Here is a 16,818-nt window from a genome sequence, read left to right as displayed (position 1 = left end):
TGGCGGGCAGCGCCGAACCGTCCGCATAGAGCCCTTGGCTCGAGTTCTACGCCAGCACCCAACCGGCCAGCTGGGTGCCGTCGCTCGGTAACGATCGTTAACGGTCGATTTCGGCGGTGGTTCGGTCTAGGTGGTGGAGCTGATTCAGCGTTCCGCCCCTAGTTGACGGGCCTGGCCCGTCGACGTTGCTCGTTGAGCTTCCGCTACTGGTCCGCTCCCAGTCCTCGGGGGCTTCGGAAATGACGCCTCCCATGCTTTGGACGCTGCGGGCGCAATCGGGCTGCGCTCCCCGTCCGGCCCGACCTTGAATGCGTCGATGACCTGAGCCTGGTCGAGTGGGATGCGGTAGTGCTGCTCCCCGTCCGGGAACTCGTCATCGAGTTCTGCGGCGGCCTGGTCGATCCGCACGTGGACGACAGCCGCTCCGTACCCCTCGGCCTGGCCCTCGACGTGCGTCGAGGCGAACGCCTCGCGAGTGTTCTCGCGCGTGAGAAACTTGCCATCCCTGACGATCTGAGCGGCCGCATCCTCAGTGGTGCGGTGATATAGGTCAATCTGCTTGGCCACAACGTCTCCTCTCGAGTCGAGAATTTCCTACCGTCGAGCGATCGACGGTTCCTTCCAGAAGCTTGCCACGCGGTAACTACACGCCCGAGCGCACATTCAGGTGTCCATAGTCGAGAGCACCACAACGGACCAACACAGACCCCACGCATGCACAGAGCTCATTGCGGTGAGCCGACAGGTGTCCATGCCCCGGCACGTCTGACCGTCAGGTCGCCGACAGGTCCGGCGCCGCGACCGGGGCCGCGTGGCCTCCCGCAGCCATGATCTCGTTGACAAGATCGTGCGCGGTACGTGCGACGATCTGGAAGTGATCGCGTTCCGCGGTGGTGCTCTCGGCGCGCTCGACGTTGTCGAGGGCGGCATTGGCGTAGTCCTGGAGGGCGTTGATGAGGATCGCGTGGCGGTCCTCGTCTGTGAGGTCGAGGGTCACGAGATGCGGAGGCTGCTCAGTCATAGCGGCAGTCTCCCACTCTCCTCCGACACGGCTTCGAGCCCGGCGCGTTCCTCGAGCGCTCGGGTCGTGACAATCTCGAGCCGCCGCTATCGGGGTGCGCGAGGGGTGCCCTCTCACCCGAGCTGCCCGCAGACGAGCGAGCACCCTGCGAGCCGATCGGTGTCGGTAGCCCGTGCAACACTCCCCCGCATGAGCAAACCAGCCGAGAAGGTCCCCGCCGCAAGCGCGCTCGCTTCTCGAACTCTTCGGTGCGAGACGGTCGCGGAGCGGGTCGAGTCGCGTTGGACGAAGCGCATCGTCTGCTGGCGGCCCGTCGCGACGAGACCAGTCGACGGCATGTCCTGGCTGCTCTGGGGCGAGACTCCCCCGCTGCGTGAAGTCGATGGCGCGCTCGTGCCGGCGCCCGTGACCGTCGACGGGGAGACGTTCGAACCGGTGCTTCTTGAGCCGCTCGACGTGTTCGACGCTTGGCTCACGATGCTGCAATGGGTGACCGGGGGAGACGTGCGCACCGAGGTTCGCCACGCGCTCGAGGTCGGGACGATGACCGAAAAGGAATGGGCCATCTCGCACGGAAACGCGCAGATACGGGGCACCGTCACGCTCGAGGGCGATGCGCTCGCCGCCGAGCGCCTCGCGTCCGAGTTGTCTATCGCGTTGCTCTACATGGCCCAGCGTGCGACGAGGAAGAAGGCGTGGTGAGCGATCTCCCCGGGGGCGTTTGTCGGGGTGCGCGAGGGGTGTCTCCCCCGCCCGAGCTGCCTGCGGCGAGGCTGGCAGCTCGGACGCTCGACTACTCGCCTTGTTCTTCCCAGGCGCTGCTGGCCTCGGCCGCGAGGTCCGGCCCCTGGCGTGGTTTGCCCTTGGGGCGGTCGACGGTGACGTTCTGGCCGCGCAGGCTCACGGTCACATTGTCGGCGTAGACCTTCTGCCGAATTACGCCGGCCTCGTCGGTTTCTTCGATGAGGCGGCCGGTGAACTCCAGAGCGACGTTCCCGCAGCGGGTCGCGAGGTCGACAACGGCCTCGGCGAGGTTCCCGGTGACGTGCACGTCGTAGACGATGCGCGGACCGGACTGCCACTCCCCCGACGTCCTGTCCTTGAAGCGGCGCGAGCACGCGATGCTCGCGTACGTGTACTTGCCGCCGTCCTGGTCGCGAAACAGGGTCGGGGTCTTGGTGAGGTTCCCGGTGCGGGTGATCTGCGTGAACATGCGCCCTCCTTGGCGTCTCATGGATGGTTAGTGGAGTTCGTAGGTGATGCCGTCGATGCGGGCGAAGCCGTCGCCCTCGTAGATGCCGCAGCGGTGACCGTTCGTCCCGTACTCGTACCAGTGCGCGTCGTCCTGGTCGACGCTACCGGCGTCGACGGGACGCAGCTGCTGCACGCCGAGTTCCTGGAGCTTGTCAGGACTCGAGCCCGTATACGTGATGAGTGCGGCACCCTCCTGGTGGATCTCGTAGACCCCTGAGCTGTCCTCGTTGCGGCCGACGAGCGTCATCGCGCACCTGCCACGGTCTCGGTCAGCTCGTGGTCGTCAACGTGTCCGTCTCGCACGAGCTCCAGCGCCTCGACGTACGCCCACACGGTGGTGTGCTCGATGAACGGGCCGCAGGCGTCGTCCCAACTCGCGCCGTGCTCCAACGCGGCCCACCGGCTCGCGAGCTCAACCTCGGTGTCTGCGGCGAGGGTGGCGGTTGGGGTGATGAGTTCAAGCATGATTCGAGTCCTCTCGATGTGGCAATCTGTGGGGGCTGCGAGGGCCGGTTTTCCAGAGCACCCGACCCTCGCCGTCTCTTCGGTTAGGCGGGGCGGTGGTCGCGGTCGTAACGACCGAACCAGCTGAGGTGGTTCATGTCGAGGCGATCTCCGAAGCGGCGGATGCCGTCTGCGAGGTCGATCGTTTCCTCGGTCGCGGCCTCGTTGATGTCGGCCAGTGAAAGCGGCACCGTCTCCCACATGCCGTAGCGGGCGAACCAGACGTCGATACGGTCGAAGTCCTGCTCCACCTCCCCCACGCCTTCGCCGTTGATCACGGCGGCCACGCCGCGATCCACCGCGATGAGCATCTGCGGGCCTGGCCCATGGGTCAGCGTTGCCGGGTCGAAGACTTCGTCTTCGAGTCGTGCGGCTTCGGCCGCGCGAGCGCGGGCAAGCAGGATGTCTGCGTCGAGCTTGACCGCGACGGCTCCTGTGGGACGTTCCATGATGTGGGTCTCCATCTCTCTCATCGTTTTTTTGCCTGGAAGGCACGCAGTGCCGATCAGGACGAGGAGTGGAGCAGCAACCCTTGTGGCGGTGGGGGAGAGAGTTTCGGTGCGAGATAAGGGAGCTTGCGACCGCGTGCCGAAAGTCTCGGAGGAACCGGCCCGCGCAGCGGGCTTGTGCTCCACGGATCGTCCGTACAATCGCCGCAGGCTTCCAGGCAAAAGAACGAGCGCCGCAGGCGTGAAGAGAACCTGGCCGCGGAGCGGCATCCCTCGCGACCGCAGGGAACCTCTTGTAGGCAGGGGGTGCGCGAGGGGGATGCTTCCCCCTCGCGGCGGCCGCCAGGTCGCCTGGGTGCGGCCGGGGTGATCTCGTCGTTTCGGTGTGGCGATCTCCGGGGAAGCGAGGGCCGGTTTCTCAGACCGCCCGGCCCTCGCCGTCTCTCCGGGTTAGGCGATGCCGCGGCGGCGCATGTTCGCGTGGCGCTCCTCGACGAGCGCAGGCAGCGTGTCCGCACCGATGATCCAGGGGCCGTCGTCGTTGCCGATGATGCGGCGCTCCAGGCGGCGGCGCAGGATGTCGCAGAACTGCTTCGCCTCACTGCTGACCCAGTCCTCGACCTCGCATGCCTGGTACTCGAACCCGTCGAGCGCCGAGAGCACTTCGCGCGGCGTCCACTCGGTGGACTTCGGCCGCGAGTAGGCGTAGACGTACGCGTTGTCTTCGCCGTACTTGTCATTCACGGCGGCGGCGTTCGCGTCGACGAGCATCTGCCCGTAGATCGTTTCGGTGCCTGCCGTGAGCTCGCGCACATTCCCGGCTGCGCCCCAGCTGCGAACCCCGTTGTACGGGGTGGACTCGGCCGTCGTGTAGGTGACGAGGTTTCGCTCACTCGGGACAGCGGGGGCCGCGTGGATCGCGGTCCAGATCAGGACGTTGAAGTGTTCGGGGGCCAGCATGATCGCGCTCATGGGGTGCTCTCTCTCAATCTCTCTCATCGTTTTTTTGCCTGGAAGGCACGCAGTGTCGATCAGGACGAGGAGTGGAGCAGCAACCCGCCAGGGCATCAGGGGAGAGAATTTCGGGCCGAAGTAAGCGAGCCTGCGAGCGCGGGTCGAAAATCTCGGCGGAGCTGGCCCGCGCAGCGGGCTTGTGCGCAATGGAGCGTCCGTACAATCGCCGCAGGCTTCCAGGCAAAAGAACGAGCGCCGCAGGCGTGAAAAGGGAACTGGCCGCGCAGCGGCATCCCTCGCGACCCGGAGGGGAGCCTCTTTTGTTCGGGGGTGCGCGAGGGGATGCCTCCCCCTCGCGACGTCCGCCAGGCTGCCCGGGTGCGGCGGGGGTGTTCCCTACTCCGCACCCTCGGCGGCTGCCTTCTTCGCTTTCGCTTCTTCAAGCTGCGCGGCCGTGCGGTGGACCTGCACCTCGTGCCAGGTGTCTTGTGCGTCCACCTGTACTCGGTCGCCACGGCAACCGTCTTGGCGTTACAGCGCGCGACGATCCACCAGTTGCCGCGCAGCTACACGACGTCGCCCTTGGCGACATTGCGGCGACCACAATCGGTCGCCTTCCCGCTGGCGATCCGCTCCGCCCTGACGCCTTCCCAGAACTCGATCTGGTCGCGCAGCTCCGCAATGGCCGGCGCGAGCGCTTCCGCGCGGGCGGCCTGCTTCTCGGGTCACGGTGAGCGCTTCGGATCGAATGCCCGCGCAGGTTGCGAACGAGTGTTCATCGGAACCAGCCGCAACGGTGAGCAGGACTGCTCGGCGCGTTGCGGCAATGCCGCGACCGGCACGGGCACGGTTGATCCTGCTGGGTCAGCCCTACATGCTCGGCTCGTAGACCACTCCGGCGCACGAGGCCGGGAGCGCTACCGCGTCGTCCTCACCCACTGCCGCGGGAACAGTCATAGCCCACGCGTTCATCGCGTCGAGGACAGGCCGCAGACCCTGGCCCAGCGCCGTGAGTTCGTACTCAACTCGGGGAGGAATCTCCGGGTAGGAGGTTCGGGTGACGATTCCGTACGCCTCGAACCTACGCAACCTGTCGGTCAAGGTGTGAGCGCTGATCCCGGGCAACGCGTCACGCAGCTGCCCGAAACGGTGAGGACCATTCAGGAGTTCCCTGACGATCAACGTCGCCCACGGCCCCTCGAGGAGCGACAGGAAGCGGGCAATTCCGCACTCCGGCCAAGTCTGTGCCATGAACCCCATAATGTCTCCTTAGTGCACTTGAAGTAACTGATGCATCCTATGCACTAATAGTCTCATGACAATCATCATTCATGGCGCATCGGGCGCCCAGGGCGCCCCTCTCCTCTCACTCCTGCAGGCAGCAGGCCACGACACCACTTCCGCTGTGCGCGACACGACCAAAGTCGACGGGAAGGCCGTTTCCGTCGACTTCAACTCGGTGTCATCCCTCGCTGAGGCCTACCAGGGCGCGAAGGGTGTTTTCGTTCACCTGCCGCTGGGAAGCCCGGACCAACAGGCCGCATTCGCCGCGGCGATCGGCGACGCGGTGGCACAGGCCCAGCCCGAGCGTGTCGTATTCTCCACGAGCGGTTACCCGCTGACACTGCCCGACGGCACCAACACTGCGCACGGGATCCTTCACGACAAGCTCGAGAAGTCCGGAGTGCCGTACGCGGTCATCGCGCCGAAGACGTTCCTCGAGAACCTGCTACTGCCGGTCAGCCTTGAACCGGCCCGCACCGAGGGAAAGCTCCGCTACCCAATCCGTGAGGACTACGCCATCTCATGGATCTCCCATCTAGATATGGCCGACATCGCCGTGAAACTCCTCACGGACAACGTCGACGTGCAGGGAGTTGTCACCGCCGGGGCTCTCCCTGCCCTTCTCGGCGACGACCTCGCGGACGGATTCTCGGCTCACCTGGGCAAGGCGGTCACCTTCGAAAGCCAGACCCCGGACGACTACGGCAAGCTGATCCTCCCCATCTTTGGTCCAGCCGGCGTCGAACCTGTCATCGCGTCGTACCACGCCCGCTGGTCGATGGCCGATGAGCGGATCGACGAGTCCCGTTCCGCCCAGAAGTTGCTTGGCCTCACCCCTCGCTCCGTTGAGCAGTGGCTGCGCGACATGGGAATCTGACGCCTCCATACGAGCGGTGGCGCCGGCCCGACGGGTCGGCGCCACTTTGACTTGGCCCGGGACCGTGGCGTCACACGACGAAGGTCATACCGCGGTGGCGCGGACGACGAACCCGTCGGAGGACTCCATCTGGTAGTTGACCTCGAACGCGGCTCGGGCAAGGTCGCGGGATATCGCTCGAGCCGAGCCGCCCGATTGCGGGCTGAGCGCCAACACCAGCGAGGCAGAATCGCCGTCCATGACGTGCCGGATCTGTTGGAGCGCTGCTGGCCGGTCCGCCCAGAAGTGGGCGTTATCAATGGCCAGCACCGCGTCGAAACTTGCCGCAGCAAAAGGCAGCTGGTTTGCTTCCCCGACAACCAGCTCTAGACGTCCATCGCGGAGAGCGTCCTCATTCCGGGCTCGCGCGCGTCGGTGCATCAACAGCGAGGGATCAAGACCGGTGACATACCCCCTGGGCACGAGCGGGATTAGCGCCTCCAAAGCCAGCCCCGGCCCGAAACCGATCTCCAGCACGCGCGCCGCATCGTGAATATCCAGCGCGGATACCGCAAGCTCGCGCAACGCAGACCCGCTGCGTTCCATAAGATCAGCACCCCGCTCTCCGTCCGCACCCCGCGGAATCACGAATGTGTCGAAGATGTTCATGCCAACCCCTAACGTCACGCCATGCGTTCACTCGACTCATTACCGCACACGACGTATCGGTTACTTCAAGTGCACGATCGCGTCCCGAAGATGTTCTCCAAAACACAGGTCTGGCCCACATGTCTGGAAGGCCTCCCGAACACCCCTCACCAGACGAGACGCAGACGTTCGTTTGCGGGCCAGTGCCCGCGTTCCTGGCACGCCGGCGCCCTCGAGCACTGCAAACAAAGGGGCACACACGAGAGCAGGAGATCAACGACGAGCTCGGGTGCGTCTTCACGCTATCGGCGGTCGTTCAGGGACGCGGGAGGCACCCACTTGGTGTCGGAGGCGCGAGGAAGACTCCCGCGCATGATCGGACCAGTCGAGGAGATCACTGCCGCAGGCGCGGTCGTTTCACCCACCGTTCGGTGCGAGACGATCTCAGAGCGGGTCGAGTCGCGCTGGACGAAGCGGATCGGCTGCTAGCGGCCCGTCTCGACGAGCCCCGTCGACGGCAGGTCCTGGCTCCTCTGGGGCGAAAATCCCCCGCTATGTGAACTCGATGGGGCACCCGCGACCGTCGACGACGAGACATTCGAGCCAGTGCTTCTCGAGCCGCTCGCCGTGCTCGACGCATCGCTCGCAATGCTGCAATGAGTGACCGAGGGAGACGTGCGCGCCAAGGTTCGCCACGCGCTCGAAATCGGGACAATGACGGAATAGGAATGAGCCATCTCACATGGACGTGGGCAGATCCGGGGCCCTATCGCGCTCGAGGGCGATGCCCTCGCCGCGGAACGTCTCACATCCGAGCTGTCGATCGCGTTGCTCTACTTGACCCAGGGTACGACGAGGAATATGGCGTGGTGAAAGATCTCCCCCGAGCGCTTCTCGGGTCCGCGAGGGGTGCCCCCTCGACCGAGCTGCCCGCAGCGAGGCCGGCGACTCGGAGCGGGGCTAGTCGGTCTGCTCTTCCCACGCGCTGCTAGCCTCCGCCGCGCGGTCCAGCCCCTGCCTCGGCTTCCCTTTGGGCCGGTCTACGGGGACGTCCTGACCGCGCAGGCTCACGGCCACGTTGTCGGCGTAGACCTTCTGCCGGATGGTGCCCGACTCGTCAGCTTCCTCAGTGAGGCGGCCGGTGAACTCCAACGCGACATTCCCTTAGCGGGTCGCGAGATTGACGACGGCCGCGGCGAGGTTCCCGATCACGTGCACGTCGTGGACGACGCGCGGCCCGGACTGCCACTCCCCTGACGCCTTGTCCTTGAAGCCACCCGAGGACGCGGTACTCACGTACGTGTAAAACGACGCTCAGGGGTGGGTCTTGAACTCGCGACCCTGAGATCGCCGAGCTGACCGCATCAGCCCCGCACCCGAGCGCCCGAGCGTTCTAACTCTCCGAAACGGAGGGGAGAGCACTGCTGTACCAGGTCTTGTCTACACTGACGCAGGGACGTGAACCGAATGACTCCGCGTTCTGCGCCGTCAACGGCCTGCGTTCTGCCATGCGCTCATGGGGGCTGAGCTGCACCTCCGACTCGTTCGACGCCGCTTCACGATGTGTCTTCACCTCTTCATCGTTTTTGCCTGGGAGGCACGGAGCGTTCGTAGAATCACCGCAGGCTTCCAGGCAAAAGAACGAGCGCCGCAAGCGCGAAAGGGCAACTGGCCGCGCAACGGCATCCCCTGCGCCCCGAGGGCCTCTTGAACTCGGGTGCACGAGAGGGGCCCCCGCCTCGCGGCGACCGCGAGATCGCCCCAGGTTGCAGTTCCTGATGTTGGATAGCCTGTTGCGGTGACCCCAAGCGCCGCGGTATATCCAGTCTGGATCAACGGGGTTGTGCGCGCAGTCACGTTCGTGCGCGTCGAAGCGCAAACAGACCTCAACAGATGGATCGCCGTGATCGCGAGCGTCAGATGGTTCGCCATCTTCACGATACGAATCGCCTGTCTAGCTGCCCGGCTTCAAACGGTTAGGGCCGAGAATTATGGATCATGCGCCGATGCGGTCTCTGAACCACAACGAACCAGGGTGTGGGAGGCGAAAGCGATGAGATCCATTTGGCGACCGTTCGCGTGGTTCATGGTAGTTGTATCGGCAGGGGTGCTCGCAAATTGCGTCGTACTCATCGTAGGCAATCCGAGTGAGTCCAGTTCCTGGCTGACGGGGCTGAGCATGCTGATGTGCCTCGGCGTTTTTGCCTGGGTGCTTTCCGGACGAGAGGACGGATAGCTGTGCTGCGACGAACACGCAGCCTTCTGAGATTGAGGTGCCAGCACCAGCGCTGATCTTGGACTACGTCGGCAGTGTCGCGATGGCGATTCTGGCTTCAGGGACGTGGGTGATAGTGAGGCATTTCGGCTAGTGCCCTCCCGTCGGCCTGCAAGCGCAGAGGGCCGGTGTGGCTTGCGCCGATTCTCACGGGGATAGGCGGGGCGGCGGCCCCGCCTCAATAGCCAAGCCGGGTGAGTGATTACGGTCGAAGTTTCCCCGAAGTGACGGACGCACTCTGCGTGGTCGATCGTCTTCGCGGTCGCGGTCGCTTCCGCGTTGAAGGGTCATCGACCGTGATAGGGATCATTCCCCAGCGGCCCTAGCGGTTTCAGCAGACATGACGCAGTTGCCGTCGTACTCCACTTCCCGCCCCCTTCGCCGTTGATGACGATGTGGGAGGCACGGTCGATCGAGATCGGCATCTGCAAGTGAAGACCGCGGGCCGATGCCTGAAGGGAGAACCCTGGGTGGCGTAGACGCAGTCCAGGTGATGGTCTGGCATCGAGGTTGAGTGCGTCCGCGCCTGCAGGACGTTTCACGATGTGTTCCCATCTCCCTCCAGCTCTCTGGGGCACTTCGCGTCAGCCACGACGGGGAGGGGAACAGCAGCATGAGAGCAGGACAAAGTACAGGGCCTCGCGGATTAACACTACTTCTTGTAGATTAAACGAAGATCTCGTCTACAGAAGGAACTCCCCCATGCGCACGACACCACTTCGAGCCTCAGCGGCCCTCGGCTCGATCGCGGTCCTGGTAGCCCTCGCGGGCTGCTCGACCAGCCCAGCTACCGCAGAGGCCACCGACGGCACCACTCTGATTGGCGGGTCAACCGAATACCCTCTGACAGTCGACAACTGCGGATTCGAGCAGACCTTCGAAACAGCCCCATCTCGGGTTGTGCTTCTCAACGGGGCATCCGTCGCAGAGGTGGAGTCGCTCCTGCTCCTCGGACTCGGAGACACCGTCCTCGCGAACACGCAGAACTACGGGATGTCCGACCAGCCGGAACTCGTCGAACAGATCGATGCACTACCAACGGGCGATCTGGAAATGGCCGGCAGCTTCGAAATCCCAGCAGAGCAACTCCTGGCCCTCAAACCTGACCTCGTGATCGCCACCACCTCCGGCGGGTTCGACCCCGATTCAGGCCAATCCTCGCGAGACGAGCTTGCCGCCGCAGGCATCAAGACAATCGTCAATCCCGCCAACTGCGCGATGGGCAAGGAAGACGCCACCACAGCAGAGCAGGATGCGTTCGACAACGCCACCGTCGAATCCTCCTTCGGGCTCCTCAACCTCATCGGCAACGTCTTTGATCGCCAGGACGAAGCCGACTCGCTGGTCACTGGCCTTCGCGCTCAGATCGACGCGGTCTCAGCGGCGGTCGAAGGCCGCGAGAAGCCCAACGGCCTGATCGTGTTCCCTGGCATGTCGATGATGACCCCGAATGGGATGCCGGCCGTCTTCCTCGGCGGCATCTTCGACGACGTACTGACCCGAGCCGGAGTCGGCGGAGCGCTTGACGGGCAGGGTCTGGACTTCACCTCGTCCATCGACGCAGAGCAACTGGCAGCCGCCGACGTCGACATCCTTGTCGTCGGCGGGTTCATGAGAGACGAAGACCTCGACGCTGAAGCTGCGGCCCTCTTTGCCGAGTATCCCCAGTGGGACGCCGCGAAGAACAATAAGTACGTCACCGTGTCCGACGGCGTCTATGTCGGCCCAACGAACGCGGCGGCCGTGACCAAGATCGCGCAGGCCGCCCATCCTGACGCCTTCTAGCACGATGAGACCTGCGGGGAGTCCTGCCACCCGAGCTCCCCGCAGGTCACTTCTCGTGTGGATGCTCTACTTGTCAGTGGCCACTGCCATCACGGCTGTGCTCGCCGTCTCGATCGGCAGCGTGCAGGTAAGCCCGACAGCGGTATTGTCAGTGGTCAGCGCGAATCTCAGCGGTGATTTCACTGGTGTCGATCCCCTGCATCAGAAGATCGTGTGGGAGCTCCGAGCCCCGCGCGTCCTCCTCGCCGGTGTCGTCGGTGCAGGGCTGTCTCTCGCGGGAGCCGCACTCCAGGGGCTCCTGCGCAACCCTCTCGCAGACCCTTACATCATTGGCGTCTCGTCCGGAGCATCCTTCGGGGCAGTGCTCGTGATGACGTTCGGATCGTCAGTGCTCCTCGGGCTCACGACCTCGGCCGCGGCTTTCCTCGGTGCCGTCGGGCTCCTCGCGCTCGTCTACGCCTTCGCGCAACGCTCGGGCTCGTTCTCCGACATGCGGCTTGTCCTCTCCGGCGTTGCCCTGGGGTACGTCGCCATGGCGGGAACGAGCTTCGCGCAACTCCAAGCCGAACCCGGCGAGATCCGGGGCATCCTGTTCTGGATGATGGGCAGCGTCGCGGGCGCACGCTGGGACACGCTGCTCGTGCCAGTTCTCGTCATCGTTGGAACGGGAGTCTGGCTCCTCAGCCACGCTCGAGGCTTGAACGCGCTCGCTCTCGGCGACGACGACGCAGTGGCCGTCGGCCTCAATCTTCGCCGCTTCCGACTGAATCTTCTCGTGACCTCCGCCCTTCTCACCGCCGTCGCGGTGAGCGTGGCTGGCGGGGTGGGCTTCGTTGGACTCATCATCCCTCACGCGATGCGGCTGCTCATCGGCGCAGACCACCGCCGACTGCTCCCCATCACGGCTGTCGCCGGGGCGCTCTTCTTAATCAGCGTCGATCTCGTGGCTCGAACGATCGGAAGCCCCAACGAGTACCCTCTGACCATCTTCACCGCACTCGTGGGAGGGCCGTTCTTCCTCTGGCTGATGAGAACCACGGGAGGACGCGCATGAGAGTCATTCTCGACCACGTCTCCATCAGCCTCGGCGGGCGCCCGTTCATCGACGACCTGAGCCTCGACGTCGCGGATGGGTCATTCGTTGCCATCGTGGGCCCGAACGGCTCAGGAAAATCGACGCTGCTCCGAGCGATGTATCGTGCGCTGGTGCCCGACTCAGGCCGGATCCTGATCGGTGACACCGACGTATCCACCATCAAACCTCGGGACGCGGCAAGACTTCGCGCGGTCGTGACCCAGCATCAGACCAGCAACGACAGCCTTCTGGTGCGTGACGTCATCGCGACAGGCCGCCACGCACATCAGAGCTGGTTCACCCCGGAGTCGTCAGCAGACCGATCCATCCTCTACGACGCTCTGGCGAAGTGCGGGGCTGAACACCTCTTCGATCGCCGCTACGCGACACTCTCCGGAGGCGAGCGTCAACGGGTGCTCTTGGCCCGGGCAATCTCCCAAGAAGCCGCCGTCTTGCTCCTGGACGAACCGACGAACCACTTGGATGTGACTGCGCAGCACGACCTGCTGCGACTCCTTGAGAAAGTCCCCCTCACACGCGTCGTCGTCCTGCACGACTTGAACCACGCGGTCGCTCACGCCGATCACGTCATCGTGGTCAGCAGCGGGCGGATTCACGCCTCCGGACCCCCCACGGAGGTTCTCAGCAGCACGCTGACGGAGGAGGTCTTCGACTGCCGTTCCCAGGTGATCGTGAACCCACTGACCGGAAGACCACTCATCGTGACCGCTCCGCTTCTGCAACAGGACTGAACCACATGCGACGCCCGTCGAATCCGAGACAAGCGCAAGCAATGCAGCGAGAAAAATCGAACATCTCTACATCAGGCAGATTTAACTCGATTCACAATCGAAGGAGCCCCATGCGACCTCACGCCCGCCGCTTTGCCCCCAGCATCGGAGCCGCCACGGCTCTCTTGCTCCTGACGACCGGATGCGCCACAAGCAGCTCCCCCTCACCCTCCGAAACCTCGGGCGCGTCGGAAACGAGCGGCTACCCGGTGACGCTGGAGAACTGTGGGCGTGAGATCACCGTCGAGGCCGAGCCCGAGCGGATCGTGAGCCTGTGGCAATCGACCACGGAAGCTCTGCTAGCCCTCGGGCTGCGCGACCAGATCGTTGCCGTGCAGGAGGCCTACGCCCCGTACCCCGACTCGGTGGCGGCGGAAGCCGAGGGGCTGACGTCGGTGGGCAGCCAGATGGGGTTCCCGTCGAAAGAGGTGCTGCTGAGCCAGCAGCCCGACTTCGTGACGGGACAGGTCCTCGAAGGCTTCGCGTTTGACGCCTCCCAGGGGTATGCCTCCGTCCAGCAGCTCGAGCAGGCCGGGGCGACGGTCTACGGTGCGAATCTCTGCACCATGACAGACAACCAGAGCATCGATACGTGGAACATCGATACCGTCTCGCAGACACTTCGCGACTACGGGACCATTTTCAATGTGTCCGCGAAGGCTGACGAGGTCATCGCTGACCTTGAGGCCGATAGGGAGAAGGTCGTTTCCGCCGTCGAGGGCGCGCCGATTGTGAAGACGGCCTACTTCAACGGCGGAACGGGTCCCGTCATTGTCCTCGCCGGCGGAATCTACGATGACCTGATCACCACGGCGGGTGGTGAGAACGTCTTCCCCTCAGACGCCACTTTCGTGAGCAAAGAGGAGTTCGCCGCTGCGGATGCGGACGTAATCCTGGTGGGAACTTTCCCTGGCCAAGACTTCGCAGCGCAGAAGGCGTTCCTCGAGGAGAACTTCCCCGACCACCCCGCCGTCAAGAACGGTCGAATCAGTGAAGTGCCGACACAAGAGACCGACTCTTCGATCTCGGTCATGGTGGGACTGACGAAGATCGCGAACGCCCTTCACCCTGACCTAGGCCTCCCGGTTCCCACCTCATGACCCGCGCGACCGTCCCGGGGCGGCCCCGCATCCAAGTGTCGCGGCACCCCCAGGCGGCAGTCAGTCTTCTGCTCATCGCGTGCGCTGCAGCGATAGTCCTCTCGGTCGCCGTCGGGAGCGTAGGAATCTCACCGGGCCGGGTCCTGGAAGTTATCGGTGGACGGCTACTACCCTGGGGCGCCGGCCCTGTTGATGGGCTCGATGACCAGATCGTCTGGGAGTTCCGCCTGCCGCGTGCGCTACTCGGTTTCGTCGTGGGCGCCGCCCTTGCCGTGTCAGGGGCCGTGCTGCAGGCAGTCGTGCGGAACCCCTTGGCAGACCCTTATGTGTTCGGGGTCTCTTCCGGCGCATCCGTGGCCGCCGTTGCTGCCATCACCCTCACGACTGGTGTGTTCGCGACGGTCTCGACGCCGGTCGCGGCTTTCGGCGGGGCGCTCATCACGACGATCCTGGTTTTCGTGCTCGCGCAGCAGAGCGGGCGGGTGACTCCCAACAGGCTGGTCCTCGCCGGGGTGGCGATGTCCTACCTGCTCAGCTCGATCACGAGCTACCTCGTGCTGCGATCCAGCGGAACCAATCAGGGCGTGGGGCAGGTCCTGTCCTGGCTGGCCGGCAGTCTCGCGGCGGCGACCTGGAGCGACCTGGGGGTACCGACTCTCGTCCTGGTTGTGGTGACGACGCTGCTCATCCTCCTCGCCCCTATCCTCAACGCGTTCCTGACCGGAGACGAGACTGCAGCGAGCTTGGGCGTCGACGTCGGCCGAGTGCGATTGGGGCTCTTTGTTCTCACCTCACTGCTCGTCGGAGTCGTCGTCGCCGTCAGCGGATCTATCGGGTTCGTCGGACTTGTCGTGCCACACGCGGTGCGGATGGTGATCGGTTCCGATCACCGCTGGGTACTTCCCGCTTCCGCCCTGGCCGGAGGGTTGCTGCTGGTGGTGGTGGATATCGGCGCGAGGCTGCTCCTCGCGCCGACGGAGGTACCGGTCGGGCTGCTCACCGCGGTCGTCGGAGCGCCGTTCTTCCTCTGGCTGCTGCGACGATCCGGTCGGAGAACGCAATGAAAGCGGCGAACGAGATGAGCGCCTCGCTTCGCATCGAGGGTGTCAGCGTCGATATCGCGGGGCAGCGGATCATCGAGCACGTAGCGCTGAGTGCTCACGAGAATATCGTTGGCCTCGTGGGTCCAAACGGCAGCGGCAAGTCGACACTCCTCCGCACGGTCTACCGGATGCTGCGCCCCGCCGATGGGAAGGTACTCACCGCCGACCGCGACGTGTGGACCATGCCGGCTCGAGACGCTGCCCGCGTCACTGCAGCAGTCGTGCAGGACAGCCCCGCCGACCTCGAACTCACGGTCGCAGACTGTGTCGCGACCGGAAGGCTCCCACACGGCAGGCTCCTCGGCTCGGACCGAGCTGAGGATCGCCGCGCAGTGGAACACGCCATGTCGACCGCAGGAGTCGCGCACTTCGCCAGCCGAGACGTCAGCTCACTCTCCGGCGGCGAACGCCAGCGCGTGCAGCTTGCCCGCGCCCTCGCGCAGCAACCGCAGATCCTGGTCCTCGACGAACCGACCAACCACCTCGACATCCGCTACCAACTCGAGCTCCTCGCGCTCATCCGCGACCTCAAGATCACCACCCTCGTCACCCTGCACGAGCTGAACCTCGCCGCGTCCTACTGCGACGAGATCGTCATGCTCGATCGGGGGCGAGTCGTCGCGTCGGGCTTCCCCGACGAGGTCTTCACCCCGCAGCTGCTGCATCAGGTGTTCGGCGTCCGCGCAGACACCCTCACGAACCCGCTCACGGGTCGCCTGCACCTCGTCTACGCGGACAGGTAAGCACCGGAGACGACCCCAGCCCTGACCGTCGCGACCACCTCACCCACCACACATCCGCACCGCCCAACAGAACGAGGATTCACCGCGCATGAACGACACACCAGACCCCACCGCAGCCATGCCCGACCACCCGGCCGGGCAGAACCCGACAGGCAGCACTCTGTTTACCGTGACCGGTGACGACCCCGCCAAGCAAGCGGCCGTCGACCGCTGCATTGCCGCCCACGACGACCTCGCCGCTCTTCCCGGGTTGCGTTTCGCGACCGATAAGACGGTCCTCATCGTCCTGCACCTGGGGTTCGAACTTCTCGACGTCGTTGGTCCCTTCCACTTCCTTGCGGGCACAGGAGCGACCGTGGAGCTCGTCTCCACAGGCCCCACCGGTGAGCCAGTGCCCAGCAGCAGCGGCGTCGCGCTCATGCCAACGGCCACCCTCGGGGACGTGAGCGTTGCACCCGAGGTACTGCTCGTCCCCGGCGGCGACACGGGGATCCTGCTTCGCGACAAGCGGGCGATCGCGGAACTCAAGCGCCTGGGCGATGAAGCCACCTATGTCACGAGCGTGTGCACGGGATCGATCGCACTCGCTGCCGCGGGCCTGCTGGACGGCTACCGCGCGACCTCGCACTGGGGCGTCCGGCACCTACTCGCGGACTACGGCGCCATCGAGGTCAACGAGCGCATCGTCGAGGACGGCAACCGTCTGACCGGTGCCGGCGTCACCGCAGGAATGGATCTCGCCATCAAGCTCGTCTCGTACCTCTGTGGCGAGGACCTGGCACGCTTCACCGTTCTCGGTGCAGAGTACGCCCCAGAGCCGCCCTACGACACCGGGACGCCTGAGAAGGCCGGTGCCGCACTCACGGAGCTTTCCCGCAACTTCCTTGCGCCCCTCGTCGCGGAACTGCGGGCTCCCGCCAACGCGTCATCTCATTCTTCGTAACCAGCCGAGGAGTGTAGTCAGTGGTACTGACCG

19 protein-coding genes are annotated in these 16,818 nt (G+C 65.0%); 9 read left to right on the top strand and 10 right to left on the bottom strand.

Features of this window, described 5'->3' with window-relative positions; all coding sequences use genetic code 11:
• Positions 1-144: 144 nt before the first annotated feature.
• Both C5E07_RS16645 and C5E07_RS16640 read right to left on the bottom strand, forming a co-directional pair.
• Positions 145-567 (bottom strand): hypothetical protein, encoded by a 423-nt coding sequence (locus tag C5E07_RS16645; RefSeq protein WP_104300825.1) that lies wholly within the window; start codon positions 565-567, stop codon positions 145-147.
• A gap of 205 nt (positions 568-772) precedes the next feature.
• Positions 773-1,021 (bottom strand): hypothetical protein, encoded by a 249-nt coding sequence (locus C5E07_RS16640; RefSeq protein ID WP_104300823.1) that lies wholly within the window; start codon positions 1,019-1,021, stop codon positions 773-775.
• Positions 1,022-1,210: 189 nt separating this feature from the next.
• On the opposite strand from C5E07_RS16640, the gene C5E07_RS16635 reads away from it, so the two are divergent.
• Positions 1,211-1,723 carry a hypothetical protein gene (locus C5E07_RS16635; RefSeq protein WP_104300821.1) on the top strand — a complete coding sequence of 171 codons (513 nt, stop codon included), beginning with the start codon at positions 1,211-1,213 and terminating at the stop codon, positions 1,721-1,723.
• Positions 1,724-1,814: 91 nt separating this feature from the next.
• Here the strand turns inward: C5E07_RS16635 and C5E07_RS16630 are convergent, their stop codons facing one another.
• The 6 genes from C5E07_RS16630 to C5E07_RS16605 form a co-directional block, all read right to left on the bottom strand.
• Positions 1,815-2,234, bottom strand: a complete 420-nt coding sequence (locus C5E07_RS16630) for a single-stranded DNA-binding protein (RefSeq protein ID WP_181058121.1) — start codon at positions 2,232-2,234, stop codon at positions 1,815-1,817.
• 27 nt (positions 2,235-2,261) lie between these two features.
• Entirely contained in the window at positions 2,262-2,522 is a 261-nt protein-coding gene (locus C5E07_RS16625) for a hypothetical protein (protein WP_104300817.1), read from the bottom strand.
• Positions 2,519-2,740, bottom strand: a complete 222-nt coding sequence (locus C5E07_RS16620; protein ID WP_104300815.1) for a hypothetical protein — start codon at positions 2,738-2,740, stop codon at positions 2,519-2,521. The genes C5E07_RS16625 and C5E07_RS16620 overlap by 4 nt, the downstream gene beginning before the upstream one ends.
• 83 nt (positions 2,741-2,823) lie before the next feature.
• Positions 2,824-3,228: a hypothetical protein gene (locus C5E07_RS16615; protein WP_146080630.1), complete on the bottom strand. Its 405-nt coding sequence runs from the start codon at positions 3,226-3,228 to the stop codon at positions 2,824-2,826.
• 450 nt (positions 3,229-3,678) lie between these two features.
• The gene (locus tag C5E07_RS16610; protein WP_104300811.1) at positions 3,679-4,200 is read right to left on the bottom strand and encodes a hypothetical protein; all 522 of its coding nucleotides are present in this window, start codon (positions 4,198-4,200) and stop codon (positions 3,679-3,681) included.
• An 852-nt stretch (positions 4,201-5,052) separates the two neighbouring features.
• Positions 5,053-5,442: a helix-turn-helix domain-containing protein gene (locus tag C5E07_RS16605; RefSeq protein WP_219820034.1), complete on the bottom strand. Its 390-nt coding sequence runs from the start codon at positions 5,440-5,442 to the stop codon at positions 5,053-5,055.
• 55 nt (positions 5,443-5,497) lie between these two features.
• Between C5E07_RS16605 and C5E07_RS16600 the strand changes: the two genes are divergently transcribed.
• Complete coding sequence (locus C5E07_RS16600) at positions 5,498-6,343, top strand: NmrA family NAD(P)-binding protein (protein ID WP_104300809.1); 846 nt, start codon at positions 5,498-5,500, stop codon at positions 6,341-6,343.
• A gap of 84 nt (positions 6,344-6,427) precedes the next feature.
• On the opposite strand, the gene C5E07_RS16595 is transcribed toward C5E07_RS16600, so the two are convergent.
• Together C5E07_RS16595 and C5E07_RS19860 are read right to left on the bottom strand one after the other, a co-directional pair.
• Complete coding sequence (locus C5E07_RS16595) at positions 6,428-6,991, bottom strand: class I SAM-dependent methyltransferase (protein ID WP_104300807.1); 564 nt, start codon at positions 6,989-6,991, stop codon at positions 6,428-6,430.
• A 1,143-nt stretch (positions 6,992-8,134) separates the two neighbouring features.
• Positions 8,135-8,266: a hypothetical protein gene (locus tag C5E07_RS19860; RefSeq protein WP_258064010.1), complete on the bottom strand. Its 132-nt coding sequence runs from the start codon at positions 8,264-8,266 to the stop codon at positions 8,135-8,137.
• A 1,522-nt stretch (positions 8,267-9,788) separates the two neighbouring features.
• Between C5E07_RS19860 and C5E07_RS16585 the strand changes: the two genes are divergently transcribed.
• The 7 genes from C5E07_RS16585 to C5E07_RS16555 all read left to right on the top strand — a co-directional run bounded on the left by C5E07_RS16585 (position 9,789) and on the right by C5E07_RS16555 (position 16,785).
• Complete coding sequence (locus C5E07_RS16585) at positions 9,789-11,030, top strand: ABC transporter substrate-binding protein (RefSeq protein ID WP_308471381.1); 1,242 nt, start codon at positions 9,789-9,791, stop codon at positions 11,028-11,030.
• 61 nt (positions 11,031-11,091) lie between these two features.
• Positions 11,092-12,084 carry an iron ABC transporter permease gene (locus C5E07_RS16580; protein WP_258064009.1) on the top strand — a complete coding sequence of 331 codons (993 nt, stop codon included), beginning with the start codon at positions 11,092-11,094 and terminating at the stop codon, positions 12,082-12,084.
• Entirely contained in the window at positions 12,081-12,857 is a 777-nt protein-coding gene (locus tag C5E07_RS16575; RefSeq protein ID WP_104300799.1) for an ABC transporter ATP-binding protein, read from the top strand. Before C5E07_RS16580 ends, C5E07_RS16575 begins: the two co-directional genes overlap by 4 nt.
• A 248-nt stretch (positions 12,858-13,105) precedes the next feature.
• Positions 13,106-13,996, top strand: coding sequence for an ABC transporter substrate-binding protein (locus tag C5E07_RS16570; RefSeq protein ID WP_181058119.1), 891 nt, complete (start codon positions 13,106-13,108; stop codon positions 13,994-13,996).
• Positions 13,993-15,060, top strand: a complete 1,068-nt coding sequence (locus tag C5E07_RS16565; protein WP_104300795.1) for an iron ABC transporter permease — start codon at positions 13,993-13,995, stop codon at positions 15,058-15,060. The genes C5E07_RS16570 and C5E07_RS16565 overlap by 4 nt, the downstream gene beginning before the upstream one ends.
• Positions 15,057-15,842 carry an ABC transporter ATP-binding protein gene (locus C5E07_RS16560; RefSeq protein ID WP_258064008.1) on the top strand — a complete coding sequence of 262 codons (786 nt, stop codon included), beginning with the start codon at positions 15,057-15,059 and terminating at the stop codon, positions 15,840-15,842. Before C5E07_RS16565 ends, C5E07_RS16560 begins: the two co-directional genes overlap by 4 nt.
• Positions 15,843-15,930: 88 nt before the next feature.
• Positions 15,931-16,785, top strand: coding sequence for a DJ-1/PfpI family protein (locus C5E07_RS16555; RefSeq protein ID WP_104300793.1), 855 nt, complete (start codon positions 15,931-15,933; stop codon positions 16,783-16,785).
• The last annotated feature ends 33 nt before the right edge of the window (positions 16,786-16,818 follow it).

The organism is Pseudoclavibacter sp. RFBJ3 (assembly GCF_002931375.1).
In the GTDB taxonomy this organism is placed as follows: Bacteria; Actinomycetota; Actinomycetes; order Actinomycetales; family Microbacteriaceae; genus Pseudoclavibacter.
This window is presented reverse-complemented; position numbering and strand designations above follow the sequence as displayed.